General features: G+C 41.3%; 16 protein-coding genes. 13 read left to right on the top strand and 3 right to left on the bottom strand.

Annotation, left to right across the window (positions count from 1 at the left end; genetic code table 11):
- Positions 1-17: 17 nt before the first annotated feature.
- From dapD to map, 3 genes are all read right to left on the bottom strand, one after another.
- The gene (gene dapD / locus RF53_RS14785; protein WP_039038120.1) at positions 18-845 is read right to left on the bottom strand and encodes a 2,3,4,5-tetrahydropyridine-2,6-dicarboxylate N-succinyltransferase; all 828 of its coding nucleotides are present in this window, start codon (positions 843-845) and stop codon (positions 18-20) included.
- Between the two features lie 10 nt (positions 846-855).
- A complete protein-coding gene (glnD, locus tag RF53_RS14780; protein WP_010557179.1) occupies positions 856-3474 on the bottom strand; it encodes a [protein-PII] uridylyltransferase in 2619 nt (872 codons plus the stop codon).
- Between the two features lie 62 nt (positions 3475-3536).
- Positions 3537-4322, bottom strand: a complete 786-nt coding sequence (map, locus tag RF53_RS14775; protein WP_006793637.1) for a type I methionyl aminopeptidase — start codon at positions 4320-4322, stop codon at positions 3537-3539.
- 272 nt (positions 4323-4594) lie between these two features.
- Here map and rpsB point away from each other — a divergent pair, with 272 nt between their 5' ends.
- The 13 genes from rpsB to lpxA all read left to right on the top strand — a co-directional run bounded on the left by rpsB (position 4595) and on the right by lpxA (position 17443).
- Positions 4595-5323, top strand: coding sequence for a 30S ribosomal protein S2 (rpsB, locus tag RF53_RS14770; RefSeq protein WP_006793636.1), 729 nt, complete (start codon positions 4595-4597; stop codon positions 5321-5323).
- Positions 5324-5427: 104 nt separating this feature from the next.
- Entirely contained in the window at positions 5428-6279 is an 852-nt protein-coding gene (tsf, locus tag RF53_RS14765; RefSeq protein ID WP_039038119.1) for a translation elongation factor Ts, read from the top strand.
- Between the two features lie 158 nt (positions 6280-6437).
- Positions 6438-7187, top strand: coding sequence for a UMP kinase (gene pyrH / locus RF53_RS14760; protein ID WP_006793634.1), 750 nt, complete (start codon positions 6438-6440; stop codon positions 7185-7187).
- Between the two features lie 49 nt (positions 7188-7236).
- Positions 7237-7758: a ribosome recycling factor gene (gene frr / locus RF53_RS14755; protein WP_282447153.1), complete on the top strand. Its 522-nt coding sequence runs from the start codon at positions 7237-7239 to the stop codon at positions 7756-7758.
- An 81-nt stretch (positions 7759-7839) separates the two neighbouring features.
- On the top strand, positions 7840-8619 hold the full coding sequence (locus tag RF53_RS14750; RefSeq protein WP_008126663.1) for an isoprenyl transferase: 780 nt from the start codon (positions 7840-7842) through the stop codon (positions 8617-8619).
- 20 nt (positions 8620-8639) lie between these two features.
- The gene (locus tag RF53_RS14745) at positions 8640-9506 is read left to right on the top strand and encodes a phosphatidate cytidylyltransferase (protein ID WP_006793631.1); all 867 of its coding nucleotides are present in this window, start codon (positions 8640-8642) and stop codon (positions 9504-9506) included.
- Complete coding sequence (ispC, locus tag RF53_RS14740) at positions 9503-10708, top strand: 1-deoxy-D-xylulose-5-phosphate reductoisomerase (protein ID WP_039038146.1); 1206 nt, start codon at positions 9503-9505, stop codon at positions 10706-10708. The genes RF53_RS14745 and ispC overlap by 4 nt, the downstream gene beginning before the upstream one ends.
- 1 nt (position 10709) lies before the next feature.
- Positions 10710-12062, top strand: a complete 1353-nt coding sequence (gene rseP, locus RF53_RS14735; protein ID WP_039038118.1) for a sigma E protease regulator RseP — start codon at positions 10710-10712, stop codon at positions 12060-12062.
- 96 nt (positions 12063-12158) lie between these two features.
- Positions 12159-14630 (top strand): outer membrane protein assembly factor BamA, encoded by a 2472-nt coding sequence (gene bamA / locus RF53_RS14730; RefSeq protein ID WP_010557176.1) that lies wholly within the window; start codon positions 12159-12161, stop codon positions 14628-14630.
- Between the two features lie 11 nt (positions 14631-14641).
- Positions 14642-15160 carry an OmpH family outer membrane protein gene (locus RF53_RS14725; RefSeq protein ID WP_006793627.1) on the top strand — a complete coding sequence of 173 codons (519 nt, stop codon included), beginning with the start codon at positions 14642-14644 and terminating at the stop codon, positions 15158-15160.
- Positions 15161-15167: 7 nt separating this feature from the next.
- Positions 15168-16190, top strand: coding sequence for a UDP-3-O-(3-hydroxymyristoyl)glucosamine N-acyltransferase (gene lpxD / locus RF53_RS14720; RefSeq protein ID WP_010557175.1), 1023 nt, complete (start codon positions 15168-15170; stop codon positions 16188-16190).
- 27 nt (positions 16191-16217) lie between these two features.
- Entirely contained in the window at positions 16218-16670 is a 453-nt protein-coding gene (gene fabZ / locus RF53_RS14715; RefSeq protein WP_006793625.1) for a 3-hydroxyacyl-ACP dehydratase FabZ, read from the top strand.
- 2 nt (positions 16671-16672) lie between these two features.
- Positions 16673-17443, top strand: coding sequence for an acyl-ACP--UDP-N-acetylglucosamine O-acyltransferase (lpxA, locus tag RF53_RS14710; protein ID WP_006793624.1), 771 nt, complete (start codon positions 16673-16675; stop codon positions 17441-17443).
- The last annotated feature ends 40 nt before the right edge of the window (positions 17444-17483 follow it).

The following is a 17483-nucleotide window of genomic DNA, read 5'->3' as shown; positions in this document are numbered from 1 at the left end:
ATGCCATTGTTTTCTATTTAATCATCAATCGAGCGAAGTAGGGCGTTGATGCCTACTTTTTCGCGTGTTTGTTGATCTACTTTTTTCACAATGATTGCAGCGTAAAGGCTGTGTGTGCTATCTTTTGATGGTAGTGCACCTGGTACAACTACTGCGCCTGCAGGTACGCGGCCGTAGTGAATTTCGCCGGTTTCACGGTCGTAAATACGAGTGCTTTGGCTGATATAAACGCCCATTGAAATAACAGCGCCTTCTTCTACTACTACACCTTCAACAATTTCAGAACGTGCGCCAATAAAACAATTGTCTTCAATGATGGTTGGGTTAGCTTGTAGTGGCTCTAAAACGCCGCCTATGCCAACGCCGCCAGATAAGTGTACGTTCTTACCAATTTGTGCACATGAGCCAACAGTGGCCCATGTATCAACCATGGTGCCTTCGTCAACGTATGCGCCAATGTTTACGTACGAGGGCATAAGTACGACGTTTTTACCTACAAAGCTGCCTTTACGTGCTACTGCGTTAGGCACTACGCGCATGCCGCCTTGCTGAAATTGCTCTGGCGTGTAGTCGCTAAATTTAAGCGGTACTTTGTCGTAAAACTGATTAACGCCGTCGTTCATTGGTTGGTTGTCGCGAATACGAAACGATAGTAAAACTGCTTTTTTAAGCCATTGGTGTACAACCCATTCGCCTGATATTTTTTCAGCAACACGCGCGGCACCGCTATCAAGTAGTTCTAGCGCGTCAATAATAGCTTGTTTTACATCGCTAGATACAGTGCTTGGGCTAATGCTGTCGCGGTTATCCCATGCGTTTTCGATCATTGTTTTTAAATCTGACATGTGTGTCCTCTTATTCTGTTTCGGCGTTGAATTTTTTACGTAATGCCTGATGAATTTTTGCTTGTTCTTCATCAGTCAGGGCTTGGTATTCGTTATTTGATACGACAAAGAAATCCTCTGCACGTTCACCTACCGTTGTTATGCGGGCTGCATGAATATGGAGTAAATGTGCTTGGAAAACTTCGGCTATTTTGGTTAGTAGACCGGGTATATCAACCGCTTGTATTTCAATTAAGCTGCGATCTTTTCTAGCATGTGGGCGCAGCACAATTTTGGGTTTGATATTAAAGTCTTTAAAACGTTGTGAGCGACTCTTTTTAAAGCGAATTTTTTTACGCGGGTCATTAAGTGCTTGCTCAAGGCCGCGTTTAATCGATTGCGCGCGGCTACTTGCGATAGGGTCGCCGCTGACTTCAAGAATAACAAAGCTAAACAGTACATAACCGTCTTTTGTGGTCAGTACTTGTGCGTGTTGGATCTGTGCCTTTTTAGTACCAATTATGTTTACTAAACGGGCGAATAGGGCACCCGAGTAAGGACTGTAAACAAACACTTGCGTGCCGCCGTGCATAGGCGCATTCGACACAATTACACTCGGTTGACTTAAATCGGTGCTATTTACTAAATGCTCGGTTTGCCACGATATTTGCTGCTCGCTAAATGCAGTAAAGTAGTTTGCTTTAAAGCGGCTCCAAATTAAGTCAATTTTTTCTTCAAGGTACCCTAAATTAAGCAGGCGTTGTTTTGCTTGGTGCTTTTTATCACGAATTTGGTCGCGTTGGTCCATTGGGTTTTCAAGGCCCAAACGCAATGCACGTTGTGTGTGCAAATAAAGTTCGCGCAATAAGGTGTTTTTCCAATCGTTCCATAGGTTGTCGTTAGTGGCACGAATATCTGCCACAGTTAAACAATAAAGGTAATCGAGTTGGCGCTCTGTTTTTACACGTGTTGCAAAGTCTTTGATTACTGTAGGGTCGTTTATGTCTTTTCTTTGTGCAGTTACCGACATAAGTAAGTGATTACCAACAAGCCATGCGATAAGCTTGCCATCGGATGATGAGAACCCATGTAACTTAGCAAATGCAATAGCATCGACCGACCCTAGCTCTGAGTGATCGCCACCACGGCCTTTCGCAATATCATGAAAAATACCGGCTAAATATAAAAGCTCGGGTTTATCCATTCGAGTGACTATTTCACTACAAATTGGAAACTCACTCACGCCCGTTTTATCAAAGTATTGGTAAATATTATTGATTAATTTGTGGGTGTGCTCGTCTACCGTGTAGGCATGAAATAAATCAAACTGCATTTGCCCAAAAATATTACGCCATTGCGGTAAGTATGCTGCCAGCATGCCGTGCTTATGCATTAATGTGAATGCGCGGCCCATACCGTTAGGGTGTTTTACCAAGCGTAAGAAGGCTTCACGACAGGCCGCGTAATCTTGCAGGTCACCCAACAAACGACGGCGTACTTGGCGAATAGTGCGTATAGTGCTTGGGTAAATATGGGTAATTTCTGGATTTTCAGCAATGTGCTCAAACAGAACAAAAAGTTGATCGCGCCTAAAAAATACAGATGGGTCTTTAACACGAATTTGATGGCCAACACGCTCAAAATTTCTGTCGAGTACTTCAACAACGGCTTCGCTGCTTAGTGGCGAAATACTTTGCTCAAAATACGAAAGCAGCATTTGGTTAAGTTCGCGTACACGGCTCATTATACGAAATAAGCGCTTCATCATACGTTCAACCGACGCTTTACCATCGCTACCAAAGCCAAGTATTTCTGCAGCAAGGGGTTGGTGATCAAATAGTAAACGGTTTTCTGATCGTCCTGCGGCTAAGTGCAGGGCAAAGCGAATGTTCCATAGGTTTTCTAAACACTCTGAAAGCTCTTGAAACTCTTCATGGGTTAAGTAGCCATGGTTTATGAGCTCTTGGAGGGTTTCGGCTCTAAAATGCTTTTTGGCTACCCAAATAATAGTTTGTAAATCGCGAAGACCACCAGGGTTTTCTTTTATGTTTGGCTCTAAGTTGTAAGCTGTTCCGTGACATTTACGGTGACGCAGATTTTGCTCTTGTACTTTGGCTTCAAAAAAGTCGTTAGAGCCCCATACTGGCGTTTCGAGTATAAAGTTTTTAAGCTTTTCAAACTCAATATGGTTACCAAAAATTAGTCGGCTTTCGAGCAAGCTGGTGGCAAAGGTGACGTCTTCGCGTTTTTGCTCTATTGCTTGATCAATTGTACGAACGCTGTGGCCAATCTCTAAGTTAAGATCCCACAGCATAGTGACAAATTGACCTATTTTTTCACATACCGCTTCACTTGGTTGCTCTGTTACAAGCAGTAAGAAGTCGATATCTGAATAAGGGTGAAGCTCACCACGTCCGTAACCGCCTACGGCAATCAGCGCTAAATCAGGCTCATGAGATAGATCATAAACATGAAATAATTTGATCAACAGGCGGTCGATAAACTCAGCCCGGGCATTAATTAAATTACCAACTGGTTGTTTTGAAAATTCGTTATGCAACCATTTGTAAAAATAGCTGGAACAATCGCGATAGTCACTTAGTTGCTCAGCATCGCTAAGCAACTTTTTTACTTTGTTGGGTAATGCCACGTGGGCTGGCTCCTCATTGAACCTTCCACATTGATAAACGTACTATCAACTGCGTAGGTTTATTAGTGTTCGATAATCCTGTCGATAGTATCATCTGATCGTAGCGTTAAAATTTCAACACCATTTTCAGTCACTAATAACGTGTGTTCCCACTGTGCAGACAAACTGCGGTCGCGTGTTACAACCGTCCACTCATCTTTAAGTAGTTTACATTGGCGCTTGCCCGCATTAACCATTGGCTCAATAGTTAAACACATACCCGCTTTTAATGTTTCACCGGTACCGGCTTTACCGTAATGCATAACCTGTGGTTCTTCGTGAAATTCGCTACCAATACCATGGCCGCAATATTCACGTACTATTGAGTAGTTGAAGCTCTCGGCGTATTTTTGAATTGCTTCGCCAATATCACCTAAACGTACACCCGGCTTTACCATTTTAATGGCAAGATATAAGCTTTCTTGTGTTACTTCAGCCAAACGCTTACCTTGAATGTTTGGTTTACCTACGTGAAACATTTTAGATGTATCGCCGTGGTAGCCATCTTTGATAACAGTGATGTCGATATTTACGCTGTCACCTTCTTTTAACGGTTTGTCGTTAGGAATACCATGACAAATTACATGGTTAACAGAGGTGCAAATTGATTTTGGAAAACCATGATAGTTTAAAGGAGCAGGGACTGCTTTTTGCTCGTTAACAATATAATCATGACAAATAGTATTTAGCTCATCAGTGGTGATCCCCGGCACGACATGTGGGCCGATCATTTCAAGTACGTCTGCTGCTAAACGCCCAGCTACACGCATTTTCTCTATTTCTTCAGGGGTCTTGATAATAGCGCTCATTGAGGCTCCAAAGTTGCGTTTCTAACATTTTATCGCTGCATAATTTTTGCACGCGATGTTGAGTATTTAATTTTAATATGGTATAAAGCGCGCCGTCTTTTTACAAATAAATTCTTAAATGATTTTTTGTATTTAAGGCAAACACAATTTGATTTTAACACACACACGTATCGTCACATACACTTGGGTGCATTAGAAGTTTAAATACTTCGGTGTTGGTGCTATGGGATATGTGGAGGCCTAACCCTAAACAACTATAGAGGATCTATAAAATGGCAAACGTTTCAATGCGCGACATGCTTCAAGCTGGTGTTCACTTTGGTCACCAAGCACGTTACTGGAACCCTAAGATGAAGCCTTTCATCTTCGGCACTCGTAACCGTGTACATATCATCAACCTTGAGCAAACTGTACCAATGTTCAACAACGCACTTAAGTTTTTAAGTGGCGCTGCTGCAAACAAAGGTAAAGTTCTTTTCGTTGGTACTAAGCGCGCAGCAAGCGACGCAGTTAAAGAAGCTGCTATCGCAAGCGATCAGTTTTACGTTAACCACCGCTGGTTAGGTGGCATGTTGACTAACTGGAAAACAGTACGTCAATCAATCAAGCGTCTTAAAGACCTTGAAATCCAAAGCCAAGACGGTACTTTCGAGAAATTAACTAAGAAAGAAACGTTAATGCTTAACCGCGAAATGGAAAAGCTTGAAAAGAGCCTTGGTGGTATCAAAAACATGGGCGGTCTTCCAGACGCGATCTTTGTTATCGATGCTGACCACGAGCACATTGCTATCCGTGAAGCTAACAACCTAGGTATTCCAGTTGTTGCAATCGTAGATACTAACTCTAATCCAGACGGCGTTGATTTCATCGTTCCTGGTAACGATGATGCTATCCGTGCTGTAACCCTTTACACTAGCGCTGTTGCAGCTGCTATCACTGAAGGTCGCGAGAATAACATCGTTGCTCAAGCTGAGAATGACGATTTCGTTGAAGCTGAGTAATTAGCTGTCATCAAGTCTTCATCTTAATAGGATGAAGACTTGCTATTCTTGTAGAGCGGGTAACCCGCTTATCTAAACCAGATTTCAGATTTGAGGATTTACTAATGGCTGTAACTACTGCCCTAGTTAAAGAATTACGCGAGCGTACAGGCGCTGGCATGATGGATTGTAAAAAAGCGTTAACTGAGACTGATGGTGACATCGAGTTAGCGATTGAAAACATGCGTAAGAGCGGTGCTGCAAAGGCTGCTAAAAAAGCAGGTAACATTGCTGCTGAAGGTACTATCATCATCAAGCAAAATTCGGGTGTTGCGGTACTTGTTGAAGTTAACTGTCAAACAGACTTCGTTGCAAAAGATGTAAGCTTCTTAGCATTTGCTAACAAAGTTGCTGACGCTGCAATCGCTGAAACAATTTCTATCGAAGACTTACAAGCTAAGTTTGAAGAAGACCGTGTTGAGCTAGTAACTAAAATTGGTGAAAACATCAACGTACGTCGTCTACAGTACATCGCTGGTGAAAACCTAGTTGAGTACCGTCACGGTGAGCGTATTGGTGTTGTTGTTGCTGGTGTTGCTGATGAAGAAACACTTAAGCACGTTGCAATGCACGTTGCTGCTTCAAGCCCTGAGTACTTAACACCTGCTGATGTTCCTGCAGATGTTGTAGAAAAAGAGAAGCAAGTTCAAATCGATATCGCGATGAACGAAGGCAAGCCTGCTGAAATCGCTGAAAAAATGGTTGTTGGTCGCATGAAGAAGTTTACTGGTGAGGTTTCTCTTACTGGTCAAGCATTCATCATGGAACCTAAAAAATCTGTTGGCGATGTTCTTAAAGAGAAAAACGCAACAGTTACTGGCTTCGTACGTGTAGAAGTTGGTGAAGGTATCGAGAAAAAAGAAGAAGATTTTGCTGCTGAAGTTGCTGCTCAAATTGCTGCTGCTAAAGGTGAGTAAGATTGACTAACTGTGAAGGACAAGGAAATTAGATGCAATTAAAGTACTATTTGCTTTTGCTTCACGCTTAGAAATTCTTTAAAATAACCGCGCTTTTATGTTTAACATAAGCGCGGTTATTTTTTATCCATAATTCAATAAAAGTTGGCCCCAAAACTATGACTATCAATCGCAAACCTATTTTTAGACGTGTTCTTCTCAAATTAAGTGGTGAAGCTTTAATGGGAGACGAAGGCTTCGGCATCGACCCTAAAGTTTTAGACCGTATGGCACAAGAAATTAAAGAGTTAGTAGAGCTCGACGTAGAAGTGGGTTTAGTTATTGGCGGCGGTAATTTTTTACGCGGTGGGTCATTAGCTGAAGCGGGTATGAACCGTGTAGTAGGCGATCACATGGGTATGCTTGCAACGGTAATGAATGGCCTTGCAATGCGTGATGCGCTGCATCGTGCTTTTGTAAACTGTCGATTAATGTCTGCTATTCCACTTAATGGCGTATGTGATGCATACAACTGGGCTGAAGCAATAAGCTTATTAAAAACTGGCCGCGTTGTTATTTTTGCAGCGGGTACGGGTAACCCGTTTTTCACTACAGATTCTGCTGCGTGTCTACGTGGTATTGAGATTGAAGCTGATACAGTCATTAAAGCAACAAAGGTTGATGGCGTGTTCAGTGACGATCCTGTGAAAAACCCAGAAGCGACACTTTACCGTCACTTAAGCTACAATGAAATTATTGATAAAGAATTAAAAGTTATGGATTTAGCGGCATTTACTTTAGCCCGCGATCACAATATGCCATTAAGCGTATTTAACATGAATAAATCAGGCGCGTTAAAACGCGTAATTATGGGTGAAGAAGAAGGAACACTTATCTCTTCACAAGCCTCAGATGAAGTAATCAAATAATTAGGATTGAACCGTGATTAACGATATTCAAAAAGATGCGCAAGCGCGCATGCAAAAGAGTGTAACAGCACTAGGTAGCCAACTTTCTAAAATTCGTACTGGCCGTGCTCACCCTGCAATTTTAGATGGCATTATGGTGTCTTACTACGGTGCTCCTACACCGTTAAATCAAGTTGCAAATGTAACAATTGAAGATTCACGTACGCTTGCCATTGGTGTTTTTGACAAGTCATTAGCACAAGCAGTTGAAAAAGCGATTATGGCGTCTGACTTAGGTTTAAACCCTATGTCGGCAGGTACAGTTATTCGTGTGCCACTTCCTCCACTTACAGAAGAGCGCCGTAAAGATTTAATTAAAATTGTACGTGGCGAAGTTGAAGGCGGCCGTGTTGCTGTTCGTAATATTCGCCGTGATGCTAATGGTGATATTAAAGCACTATTAAAAGATAAAGATATCTCTGAGGACGAAGCGCGCCAAGGCGAAGATGCAATCCAAAAGTTAACAGATAAATTTATCAAAGAAATGGACACTCAATTAACAGCGAAAGAAGCTGAATTGATGGAAATCTAAACAGCTAAATAAGCTGAGCTAGTGTATACAAATATATTAGTTTTGAAACGCCGTCTGGGTTATACTAGGCGGCGTTTTTTTATGGAATACTCGATATTTATGGCTTTAAACGCTGATACAATTTCACAACAATGTTTACCTAAGCATGTTGCTATCATCATGGACGGGAACGGGCGTTGGGCGCAAGCTAGAAATAGGCCTCGTGTGTATGGGCACAAAAAAGGCGTGGACGCTGTTCGTCAATCTGTTCAGTTTTGTACTAAATTAGGCGTACAATCGTTAACCTTATTTGCATTTAGCAGTGAAAACTGGCGCCGCCCTGAAGACGAAGTAAATACGTTAATGGAGCTTTTTTTGTTTGTATTAACAAAAGAGGTTAAAAAGCTTCACAAAAACAATGTAAAACTAACCATCATTGGAGACCTATCTCGGTTTTCTGAAGGGTTGCAAAACAAAGTACATAGTGCGCAGCAACTGACAGAAAATAACACAGGGTTGTGTTTAAATGTGGCTGCCAATTATGGTGGCCGTTGGGATATGGCAAACGCGGCTAAACAACTCGCAATGCAAGTTGCAAGCGGTGACATAGACGCACAAGATATTACTGAAGAGCGTATTGCGCAGCATATGAGCATGGCCGATCAACCTGAACCCGATTTACTTATTCGAACGGGGGGCGATGTTCGCATTAGTAACTTTTTACTATGGCAAGCAGCATACGCAGAACTTTACTTTACCGAAACACTTTGGCCTGATTTTAATGAAGCAGCATTTGCTGAGGCCATTGCGTGTTACGTTGCCAGAGAGCGACGATTTGGTTGTACGGGCGAACAAATAAAACAATTACTCGCTCAAACCTAAATAGATTAAGGGTCACAATTTTGTTAAAACAACGCATTTTAACCTCGCTAGTGTTAGCACCCGCAGCGCTCGCCTTGGTTTTTTATACACCATTGACGTTATTTAGTTACTTTGCCGCCGCCATCGTTTTAATGGGCGCTTGGGAGTGGTCAGCTTTTATGGGGCTATGTGACAAAATAAAAAGAGGCGCCTTTGTTGTGCTTGTTGCAGCTTTACTTGCTGTGCTCAATTTACACTGGCCGATAGAGTCGCTCTGGCAAAATGGTCAGCTAGTGGGCGATGCTAATTATTTATTTACTTTGGCGTTTGCATGGTGGATTGTTGCTAGTTACTTAGTATGGCGTTATCCAGCCATGGCAAAAGCGTGGAATGAAGGGCTAGTAATGCGTGGCATTGCAGGGCTTCTGACTTTAGTGCCGTTATGGCTTGCGCTCAATACGCTTCGTAGTGCGCAATACCTTGAATCTACTCACTTTGGCTCTATGCTGATTTTGGTTGTATTAGGTATTGTATGGAGCGCTGATATTGGTGCGTATTTTACAGGTAAAAGTTTTGGTAAACACAAGCTTATGCCAAAAGTAAGTCCAAATAAAACAATTGAAGGCCTTGCCGGTGGTATTGTTGCATCAGTATTATTTGTTATGGCGTTTTGTCACTTTACCGACGTGGATTTAGCCGTATGGCCGATTTACGCCATCATGACGGCATTTATAGCGCTATTTTCAGCAATTGGCGATTTACTTGAAAGTATGTTTAAACGCGAAGCAGGCCTTAAAGACAGTGGCAAATGCTTACCTGGGCATGGCGGTATTTTAGATCGCATTGACAGCTTAACAGCAGCCGCACCTATGTTTGTAATGTGTTATGCATGGACTTTAAGTTTATGAGTCATAAGCAGCAGCTAGTTATTTTAGGTGCTACGGGGTCAATTGGTTTAAGTACACTTGATGTTGTAGCAAAAAACAGTGATTTGTTTGATGTATTTGCTTTAACAGCGGGTCAAAATGCAAAAAAAATGGCTGAGCTTTGTATTAAGCATTCACCCCTTTATGCTGTCATGGCAACACAAAGTGCAGCAGAAGAACTGTCATTGCATTTAAAGGGTACAGAGTGCCAAACACTGATTATGCATTCACAACAGGCAATGAGTGATTTATGTGCGCACCCTGATGTAAATATAGTTATGTCTGCCATTGTTGGAGCCGCAGGCTTGTTACCTACACTCAGTGCGGTTGAAGCAGGTAAAAAAGTGTTGCTTGCGAATAAAGAATCGCTGGTTATGTCGGGCCAATTGTTCATTGATAAAGTTAAAAAGCACAAAGCAACTTTACTGCCAATCGACAGCGAACATAACGCTATTTTTCAGTGTCTACCTCACTCACTACAAAATGCTCAAAGCGATAAAAACCTGCAAGATAATGGTGTCAGTAAAATCTTACTTACCGGTTCAGGCGGTCCATTTTTAACGCGTGATATACGTACCTTAAAAGATGTGACCGTTAGTGAAGCGGTAGCTCATCCTAATTGGTCTATGGGTCAAAAAATCTCAGTAGACTCCGCAACTATGATGAACAAAGGCCTTGAGTTTATTGAAGCCAAGTGGCTATTTAACTGTAATAGCGATGATATTGACGTTGTTATTCATCCTCAAAGCATTATTCACTCAATGGTTCAGTATCATGATGGCTCAATTTTAGCGCAAATGGGTAACCCTGATATGCGTACGCCTATTGCTCATGCATTAGCGTTCCCAAAACGAATTGACGCAGGTGTTAAATCGCTTAATTTTTCTGATATTTGTGATTTTTCGTTTACCAAACCTGACTTTACCCGTTACCCTAATTTGCAACTTGCTATTGATGCATGTTCGGCGGGGCAGGGGGCAACAACGACCGTTAATGCTGCAAATGAGATAGCTGTTGCTGCGTTTTTAAAAGGTAAAATTGGTTTTACAGATATTTATAAAATTAATGCACAAACCTTAGAGTCGGCTCAATACACCAACGTACAGAGTTTAGATGAAATATTGCAATGCGATGAGCTTGCACGTCTCAGCGCAACTCAGTTCATAAATAAAGTGGCTCATTAGTATGTTTGATTTTATTTGGAATCTTGGCTCATTTATTTTGGCATTAGGTATTTTAGTTACTGTGCATGAGTATGGCCATTTTTGGGTAGCACGAAAGGCGGGTGTTAAGGTGTTACGCTTTTCTATTGGTTTTGGTAAGCCCTTAATTAAATGGCACGATAAATACAATACAGAATATGTCATAGCAGCTATTCCACTAGGTGGATATGTCAAAATGCTTGATGAGCGTGTGGACGATGTTCCACCAAATCAGCGACATTTATCGTTTAACTCAAAGTCAGTACAAGCACGTATTGCCATTGTCGCAGCTGGGCCTATGGCAAATTTTTTGTTTGCTATTTTTGCGTTAGCGGTGATGTACATGGTGGGTGTGCAATCGGTAAAACCAGTCGTAGGCAGCATTACTGAAGGGAGCCGAGCAGAGCAAGCCGGGCTGATGCCAAGCCAACACATTATTAAAATTGGTGATGATAATATAACCACGTGGCAAGACGCGACGTTTGCTTTTATGTCGCGATTAGGTGAAGAGCGCGTAGAGATTACAGTTCGCGATGAAAACTTACAAACACGAGTCAAAACGCTCAATATTGATGGTTGGAAGCTCGACCAACAAGATGTTCCTCCACTAACCTCTTTGGGTATTGTCCCCTTTAGGCCACAAGCCACATTAACGGTTGCAGCGGTGACTAAAAATTCGGCAGCGGAACAAGCAAATTTGCAAGTTAACGATACTATTTTGGCTGTAAACGGTGAAACTATAAGCAATTGGCCGCAATTAGTTAATGTAATTACGCAATCGGCTAACAAATCTTTACAATTTAGTGTAAAAAGACAAGATAGTATAAAAAGCATAACAGTGACCCCACAAGGGCGTGTTGGCAACAATGGTATAGAACAAGGTTTTTTAGGTGTAGCACCTGTTGTTCAGCAATGGCCAGAGGGGTATGTACAATCCCGAAGTTTTGGACCGCTAGATAGTATTGTTCGTGGTACAAAAGAAACTTGGCGGTTGATTACGCTGAGTTTTGACATGATTGGTAATTTAATTACGGGTCAGGTTTCGGTTAAAAACTTAAGTGGTCCTGTTGGTATTGCAGTGGGAGCAGGGACTAGCGTAAGCTATGGTTTAGTTGCTTTTTTAAGCTTTTTAGCCCTGATAAGCGTTAACTTGGGCGTATTTAATTTATTACCTCTGCCAGTGCTTGATGGTGGACACTTAATGTATTACATAATTGAACTTTTTCGTAAAAAGCCGGTCTCTGAAAAGACACAAGAATTTGGTTTTAAAGTGGGAGCGTTGCTACTCATTTTTCTAACATGTTTCGCTTTGTTCAATGATGTATCGCGTTTGTAATTACAGCGCAACATTTACTAATTAGAACACGATTGTAACGCACCCGTATTTTAGGTGTTAAGCGGTAATACAGTTGTAAAGGATAAAGATAATAAAATGGCTATAAAAAAACATTTGGCAGTTTCAAGTTTATTGGGTGCAAGCTTTGCCGCCCTAGGCCAAACTTCCTTTATTGTTGAAGACTTGAAAGTTGAAGGCTTACAACGCGTAGCACTTGGTGCTGCATTGACTCATATTCCTATTAACGTAGGCGATAATGTAGATGACTACACAATTTCAAAAACAATAAAGTCACTTTATCGTTCTGGTCACTTCGACAACATCAAAGCATTACGTGATGGCAACAACGTTATTTTTAAAGTAACAGAGCGCCCAACAATTAGCTTTATTGAGTTTGAAGGCAATAAAGATATCAAAGATGAGCAACTTAACGAGTCGCTTGATCAACAAGATATTCGCCAAGGCGAACCATTAGATAAAACCGTAATTGATAATATTGAAAAAGGCTTAGTAGAGTTTTTCCATAGTATTGGTAAATACAATGCAACGGTTGATATCAGCGTTACTAAATTGCCACGTAACCGCGTAAAACTTAAATTGGAGTTTGATGAAGGTGATGCCGCGTCTATCCGCCAAATTAACTTAGTGGGTAACGAGCTTTTTTCTAACGAAGAATTATTAAAACTTGCTGAGTCTCAGCAAGATTTACCTTGGTGGCAATTTATGGGTAGCGATCGCTACCAAAAACAAACCATTGAAGGTGATTTAGAAAAAATCCGCAGCTTTTATTTAGACCGTGGTTACTTACGTTTTAATATTGATTCGACGCAGGTATCGGTAAGCCCAGAGCGTGAATCTGTATATGTTACGGCCAACCTTACCGAAGGCGTTAAATACAAGGTTAAAGGCTTTGATTTTATTGGTGACTTACTCGGTCGTGAAGATTTAATTAAAAGCGTTATCCCACTCAGAGCTGGTGAGCTTTACAATGGTTCTGTTGTAACATCTTCAGAAGAGTTCATTAAAAGTTATTTAGCACGTTTTGGTTATGCAAATGCTGAAGTGCGCACAATTCCAGAAATTGATGACGAAAAGCAAGAAGTTCAGTTAACTTTATCTGTTAACCCAGGTAAGCGTGTTTATGTTCGCCGTATAATTGTTGGTGGTAACCAAAACACCGCTGACGAAGTATTGCGCCGTGAAATGACGCAGCTAGAAGGTGCATGGTTATCAAACCAGAACCTTGAGCGTTCAAAGCTACAAATTCAACGTTTACCTTATATGGAAACTGTTGATTTTAACGTAGTCCCCGTGCCAGGTGTAGACGACCAAGTTGACGTAGATTTCACAGTAAAAGAACAATCTGCCGGTAGCTTTAATGCGGGCCTTGCCTATGGTTCATACCTAGGTCTACAGTTTAATATTGGTGTGACTGAATCTAACTTCTTAGGAACAGGCAACCAAATTGGTTTAAATTTAAATACTTCTACTGGCTCTGAAAGTGTCAGTTTATCGTATACCGACCCTTATTTTACACCAGATGGTGTTTCACAAGGCAGCAGTATTTTTTACCGAAACTACGACGCAAGTAAGTTTAGTCTTGTAGATTACAAATCAAAAAGTTATGGTTTAGGTACAAATATTGGTTTTCCGATTGATGCAATCAACCGGGTTAATTTTGGTGTTCGTTGGATAAAAGAAGAGCTGTCAGATATTGCCGAGTACGAGCAAACGCGTGTATTACGTGAGACATTTTTTGACCCTGAAAACCCTGACGCAGGCTTTGACTTTACCAAATATGAATTAAGTGTTGGTTGGTCACGTATAACGGTTAACCGTGGTTTATTCCCGACAGCGGGTTCACGCCAAACGTTAAATTTAACGGGAACTACACCAAACTCAGATTTAACTTACTTCAAGCTTAATTACGATTCACGCTTTTATTGGCCAATATCTAACGACCATCGCTGGGTTTTCTCGGCTCGTGCGGCGCTCGGTTATGGTAATGGTTATGGGTCAACAAATGGATACGATCAAACGCTTCCATTCCAAGAGTTCTTCCGTATTACGGAAATGGAACTACGTGGCTTTGACCGTAATACAATATTGCCACAAGCTGTGTCACGTATTGCAACGACGATTCCTGGTACACTAAACCCAGATGGTTCTACCTCAGGTCCTATCAATAGTGCGTCGGAGTTTGACCAGTTAATACCACAAGGTCGAATTGGTGGTAACGCCAAAGCGGTGGCGGGTATGGAGTTAATCGTTCCTACGCCGTTTTTAGATGAAGAAAACACAAGTTCAGTGCGTACCAGCTTTTTTGTTGATGCTGCAAACGTATGGGACACAGAGTTTAGCGTAGACCGTTATCAAAACTTACTCGTAGATCAACGCAATAAGCTGGATGATTATTCAGATCCTATGCGTTTTAGAGTATCGACCGGTTTATCATTACAGTGGATCTCTCCAATGGGTCCAATGCTGATTAGTTTTGCGTATCCATTGCAAAAAGAAGAAGATGACGATACGAAGACCATCAGTTTTAATATTAGTAACACTTTCTAAAGGAGTTTTTTATGACTAAATTATTTAAATCAACGGCAGTGGCTGTTTTAGCAACGTTAATGATGGGTACTTCTGCTAGCGCTCTTGCGCACAAAGTAGGTGTTGTAGATATGCAAGAAATCTACAAGCAAATTCCTCAAATGGCTAAAATTGAGCAGTCACTACAAAGCGAATTTGCTGAGCGTCGCCAAGAACTTGAAAAGTTACAAGGTGATATTCGCTTTGAAGCTGAGAAGTTTAAGCGTGAGAGCACAACGATGAGCCAAGCTCAAAAAGATGCACTACGTGATAAAATTCAAGGTATGCAAAAAAACCTTGCTGAAGTAGGTCGTCCTTTAGAGCAAGAAATCAAAGCTCGCCAAAACCAAGAGCTTGCAAAAGTTCAGGGCTTAATTATTAAAACAATTGAAGAGATTGCTAAAGACGGTGACTTTGATGAAGTTAAAGTAAAAGACACTACAATTTACTTCAACCCTAAAGAAGTAACAGACCTTTCATCTAAAGTAGTAACAGCTGTTAGCAAGAAATAATCACTCTATGCAAAATTATACGCTTTCGCAAATTGCGGAACTTCTAGGCGCCGAACTTCAGGGTGATGGCGCTTTAGAAATAACAAAAATAGCGACACTTGCAAATGCCCGTACTGGGCATATTGCATTTTTAGCGAACTCAAAATATCGTGTTCAACTTGAAGCCACTCAAGCCAGTGCTGTTATCGTTAACCAAGCAGATGCCGCGCATTTTAATGGCAATAAAGTGATTGTTTCAAATCCTTATGTCAGTTACGCAAAGCTTGCGCAATTTATGGATACAACACCGCGTTCAGCCTCTTCGGGGATTCACCCAAGTGCAACAATTCACCCTAGTGCAAATATAAGCAAAAGTGCTGCTATAGGCGCTAATGCAGTTATAGAGGCTGGTGCAGTTGTTGGTGATAACGCGCAAATTGGTCCGAACAGTTTTATCGGAGAACGTGTTAAAATAGGTGCCGGGACAAAGCTTTGGCCTAGTGTGACTATTTACCATGACGTTGAAATTGGATCGGATTGTTTGTTCCAGGCAAATAGTGTTGTTGGTAGCGATGGGTTCGGTTATGCAAATGAGCGTGGGCAGTGGCTTAAAATTCCTCAGCTAGGCTCTGTGATCATAGGCGATAAAGTAGAAATAGGCGCCAGTACTACAATTGACCGGGGCGCACTTGATAATACAATTATTCATAGCAATGTGATTATTGATAATCAATGTCAAATAGCACACAACGTTGAAGTTAACTCGGGCACAGCAATTGCTGGCTGCTCTGTTCTTGCAGGTAGTGTTACCATAGGTAAAAACTGCCAAATTGGTGGTATGACTGCAATTAATGGTCACATGTCAGTATGTGATGGTGTTATAATTACGGGTATGAGCATGGTGACAAAATCAATCACCGAGCCCGGTATTTATTCATCAGGTATGCCCCATACAACTAACAAAGAATGGCGTAAATCAATTGCTCACTTGCGTAATCTATCAGACATGAAGTCTCGTTTGAAAGCGCTTGAAGCACTGGCTAAGTCATAAACGTTGAACACATAAAAGGATGCTATTTTGGCAAACGAATTAAATAGCCTTGATATTCAAGAAATCTTAGCTTTATTACCACACCGTTACCCGATGCTTTTAATTGATCGTGTTATTGATTTTACTCCGGGTAAGACATTGCATGCCATTAAAAATGTATCTATAAATGAGCCTATTTTTACTGGCCATTTTCCAAACCAGCCTATTTTCCCTGGTGTGCTAATATTAGAAGCTATGGCACAAGCTACAGGTCTTCTTGGTTTTAAAACAGTTGAAAATCGCAGCGAAGACGAGCTTTACTTATTTGCAGCAGTAGACAACGCTCGTTTTAAGCAACCGGTTGTGCCTGGTGATACATTGCATTTGCATGTAGAGTTTTTAAAAGAGCGCCGCAATATATGGAAGTTTGCTGCTGAAGCTAAAGTTGACGGCAAAGTAGTATGTAGTGCCGAAATTATGTGTGCGAGAAGAGAGTTTTAATAGTGATCCATTCTACAGCAATAATCGAACCTGGCGCTAAACTAGGCAACAATGTCTCAGTTGGTCCATATAGTTATATAGGCAATGATGTTGTTATCGGTGATAACTGTATTATTGAATCTCACGTTGTTGTTAAAGGACCGTCTACCATTGGTTCTGGAAATCATATTTTTCAATTTGCGTCTGTCGGTGAAGCTTGCCAAGACAAAAAATACAACAACGAACCCACTACATTAATCATTGGTGACAATAATGTTATCCGTGAGTGTGCAACCATTCACCGTGGTACCATTCAAGACCAAGGCGTAACAAAAATTGGTAGTAATAACTTATTTATGGCTTATACCCACGTGGCACATGATGCAGTGATAGGCGATAACGTAATTTTTGCTAATAATGCCAGTGTTGCAGGCCATGTTCATGTTGCTGATTGGGTTATTTTAGGTGGCAATTCAGGGGTTCATCAGTTTTGTAAAATAGGGGCACATGCGTTTATTGGCATGTACTCTGGCGTTAACAAAGATGTTCCGCCATTTGTGACCACGATTGGTATGCCAGCAGGTCCTGCTGCAATCAATAAAGAAGGCATGAAACGCCGAGGCTTTGAAAGCGATGAAATAATGGCCGTTCGCCGAGCGTATAAAGCGTTTTATCGTAAGAGTTTAGGTATTGATGAAGCAATTGAATCACTAAGTGAAGATGCGGCTAAATACCCTGCAGTACAAACTATGATAGATTTTGTTAAAAGCTCTGAGCGCGGGATCGTAAGATAAGCACTTTTTGTTTTTAAATAAACCACCTTAGAGAAATCGA

Source organism: Pseudoalteromonas sp. ECSMB14103 (genome assembly GCF_000813065.1).
GTDB classification, from domain to species: Bacteria; Pseudomonadota; Gammaproteobacteria; order Enterobacterales; family Alteromonadaceae; genus Pseudoalteromonas; species Pseudoalteromonas marina.
Note: the sequence above shows the minus strand (reverse complement) of the source record. Positions and strands in the feature narration are given on the sequence as shown.

Excerpts from the sequence above, each read along its gene's own strand:
- rpsB (WP_006793636.1), top strand. The coding sequence starts at position 4,595 with ATGGCAAACGTTTCAATGCGCGACATGCTTCAAGCTGGTGTTCACTTT.
- frr (WP_282447153.1), top strand. The coding sequence starts at position 7,237 with ATGCAAAAGAGTGTAACAGCACTAGGTAGCCAACTTTCTAAAATTCGT.
- dapD (WP_039038120.1), bottom strand. The coding sequence starts at position 845 with ATGTCAGATTTAAAAACAATGATCGAAAACGCATGGGATAACCGCGAC.
- rseP (WP_039038118.1), top strand. The coding sequence starts at position 10,710 with ATGTTTGATTTTATTTGGAATCTTGGCTCATTTATTTTGGCATTAGGT.
- ispC (WP_039038146.1), top strand. The coding sequence starts at position 9,503 with ATGAGTCATAAGCAGCAGCTAGTTATTTTAGGTGCTACGGGGTCAATT.
- lpxD (WP_010557175.1), top strand. The coding sequence starts at position 15,168 with ATGCAAAATTATACGCTTTCGCAAATTGCGGAACTTCTAGGCGCCGAA.
- pyrH (WP_006793634.1), top strand. The coding sequence starts at position 6,438 with ATGACTATCAATCGCAAACCTATTTTTAGACGTGTTCTTCTCAAATTA.
- RF53_RS14750 (WP_008126663.1), top strand. The coding sequence starts at position 7,840 with ATGGAATACTCGATATTTATGGCTTTAAACGCTGATACAATTTCACAA.
- tsf (WP_039038119.1), top strand. The coding sequence starts at position 5,428 with ATGGCTGTAACTACTGCCCTAGTTAAAGAATTACGCGAGCGTACAGGC.
- map (WP_006793637.1), bottom strand. The coding sequence starts at position 4,322 with ATGAGCGCTATTATCAAGACCCCTGAAGAAATAGAGAAAATGCGTGTA.
- RF53_RS14725 (WP_006793627.1), top strand. The coding sequence starts at position 14,642 with ATGACTAAATTATTTAAATCAACGGCAGTGGCTGTTTTAGCAACGTTA.
- bamA (WP_010557176.1), top strand. The coding sequence starts at position 12,159 with ATGGCTATAAAAAAACATTTGGCAGTTTCAAGTTTATTGGGTGCAAGC.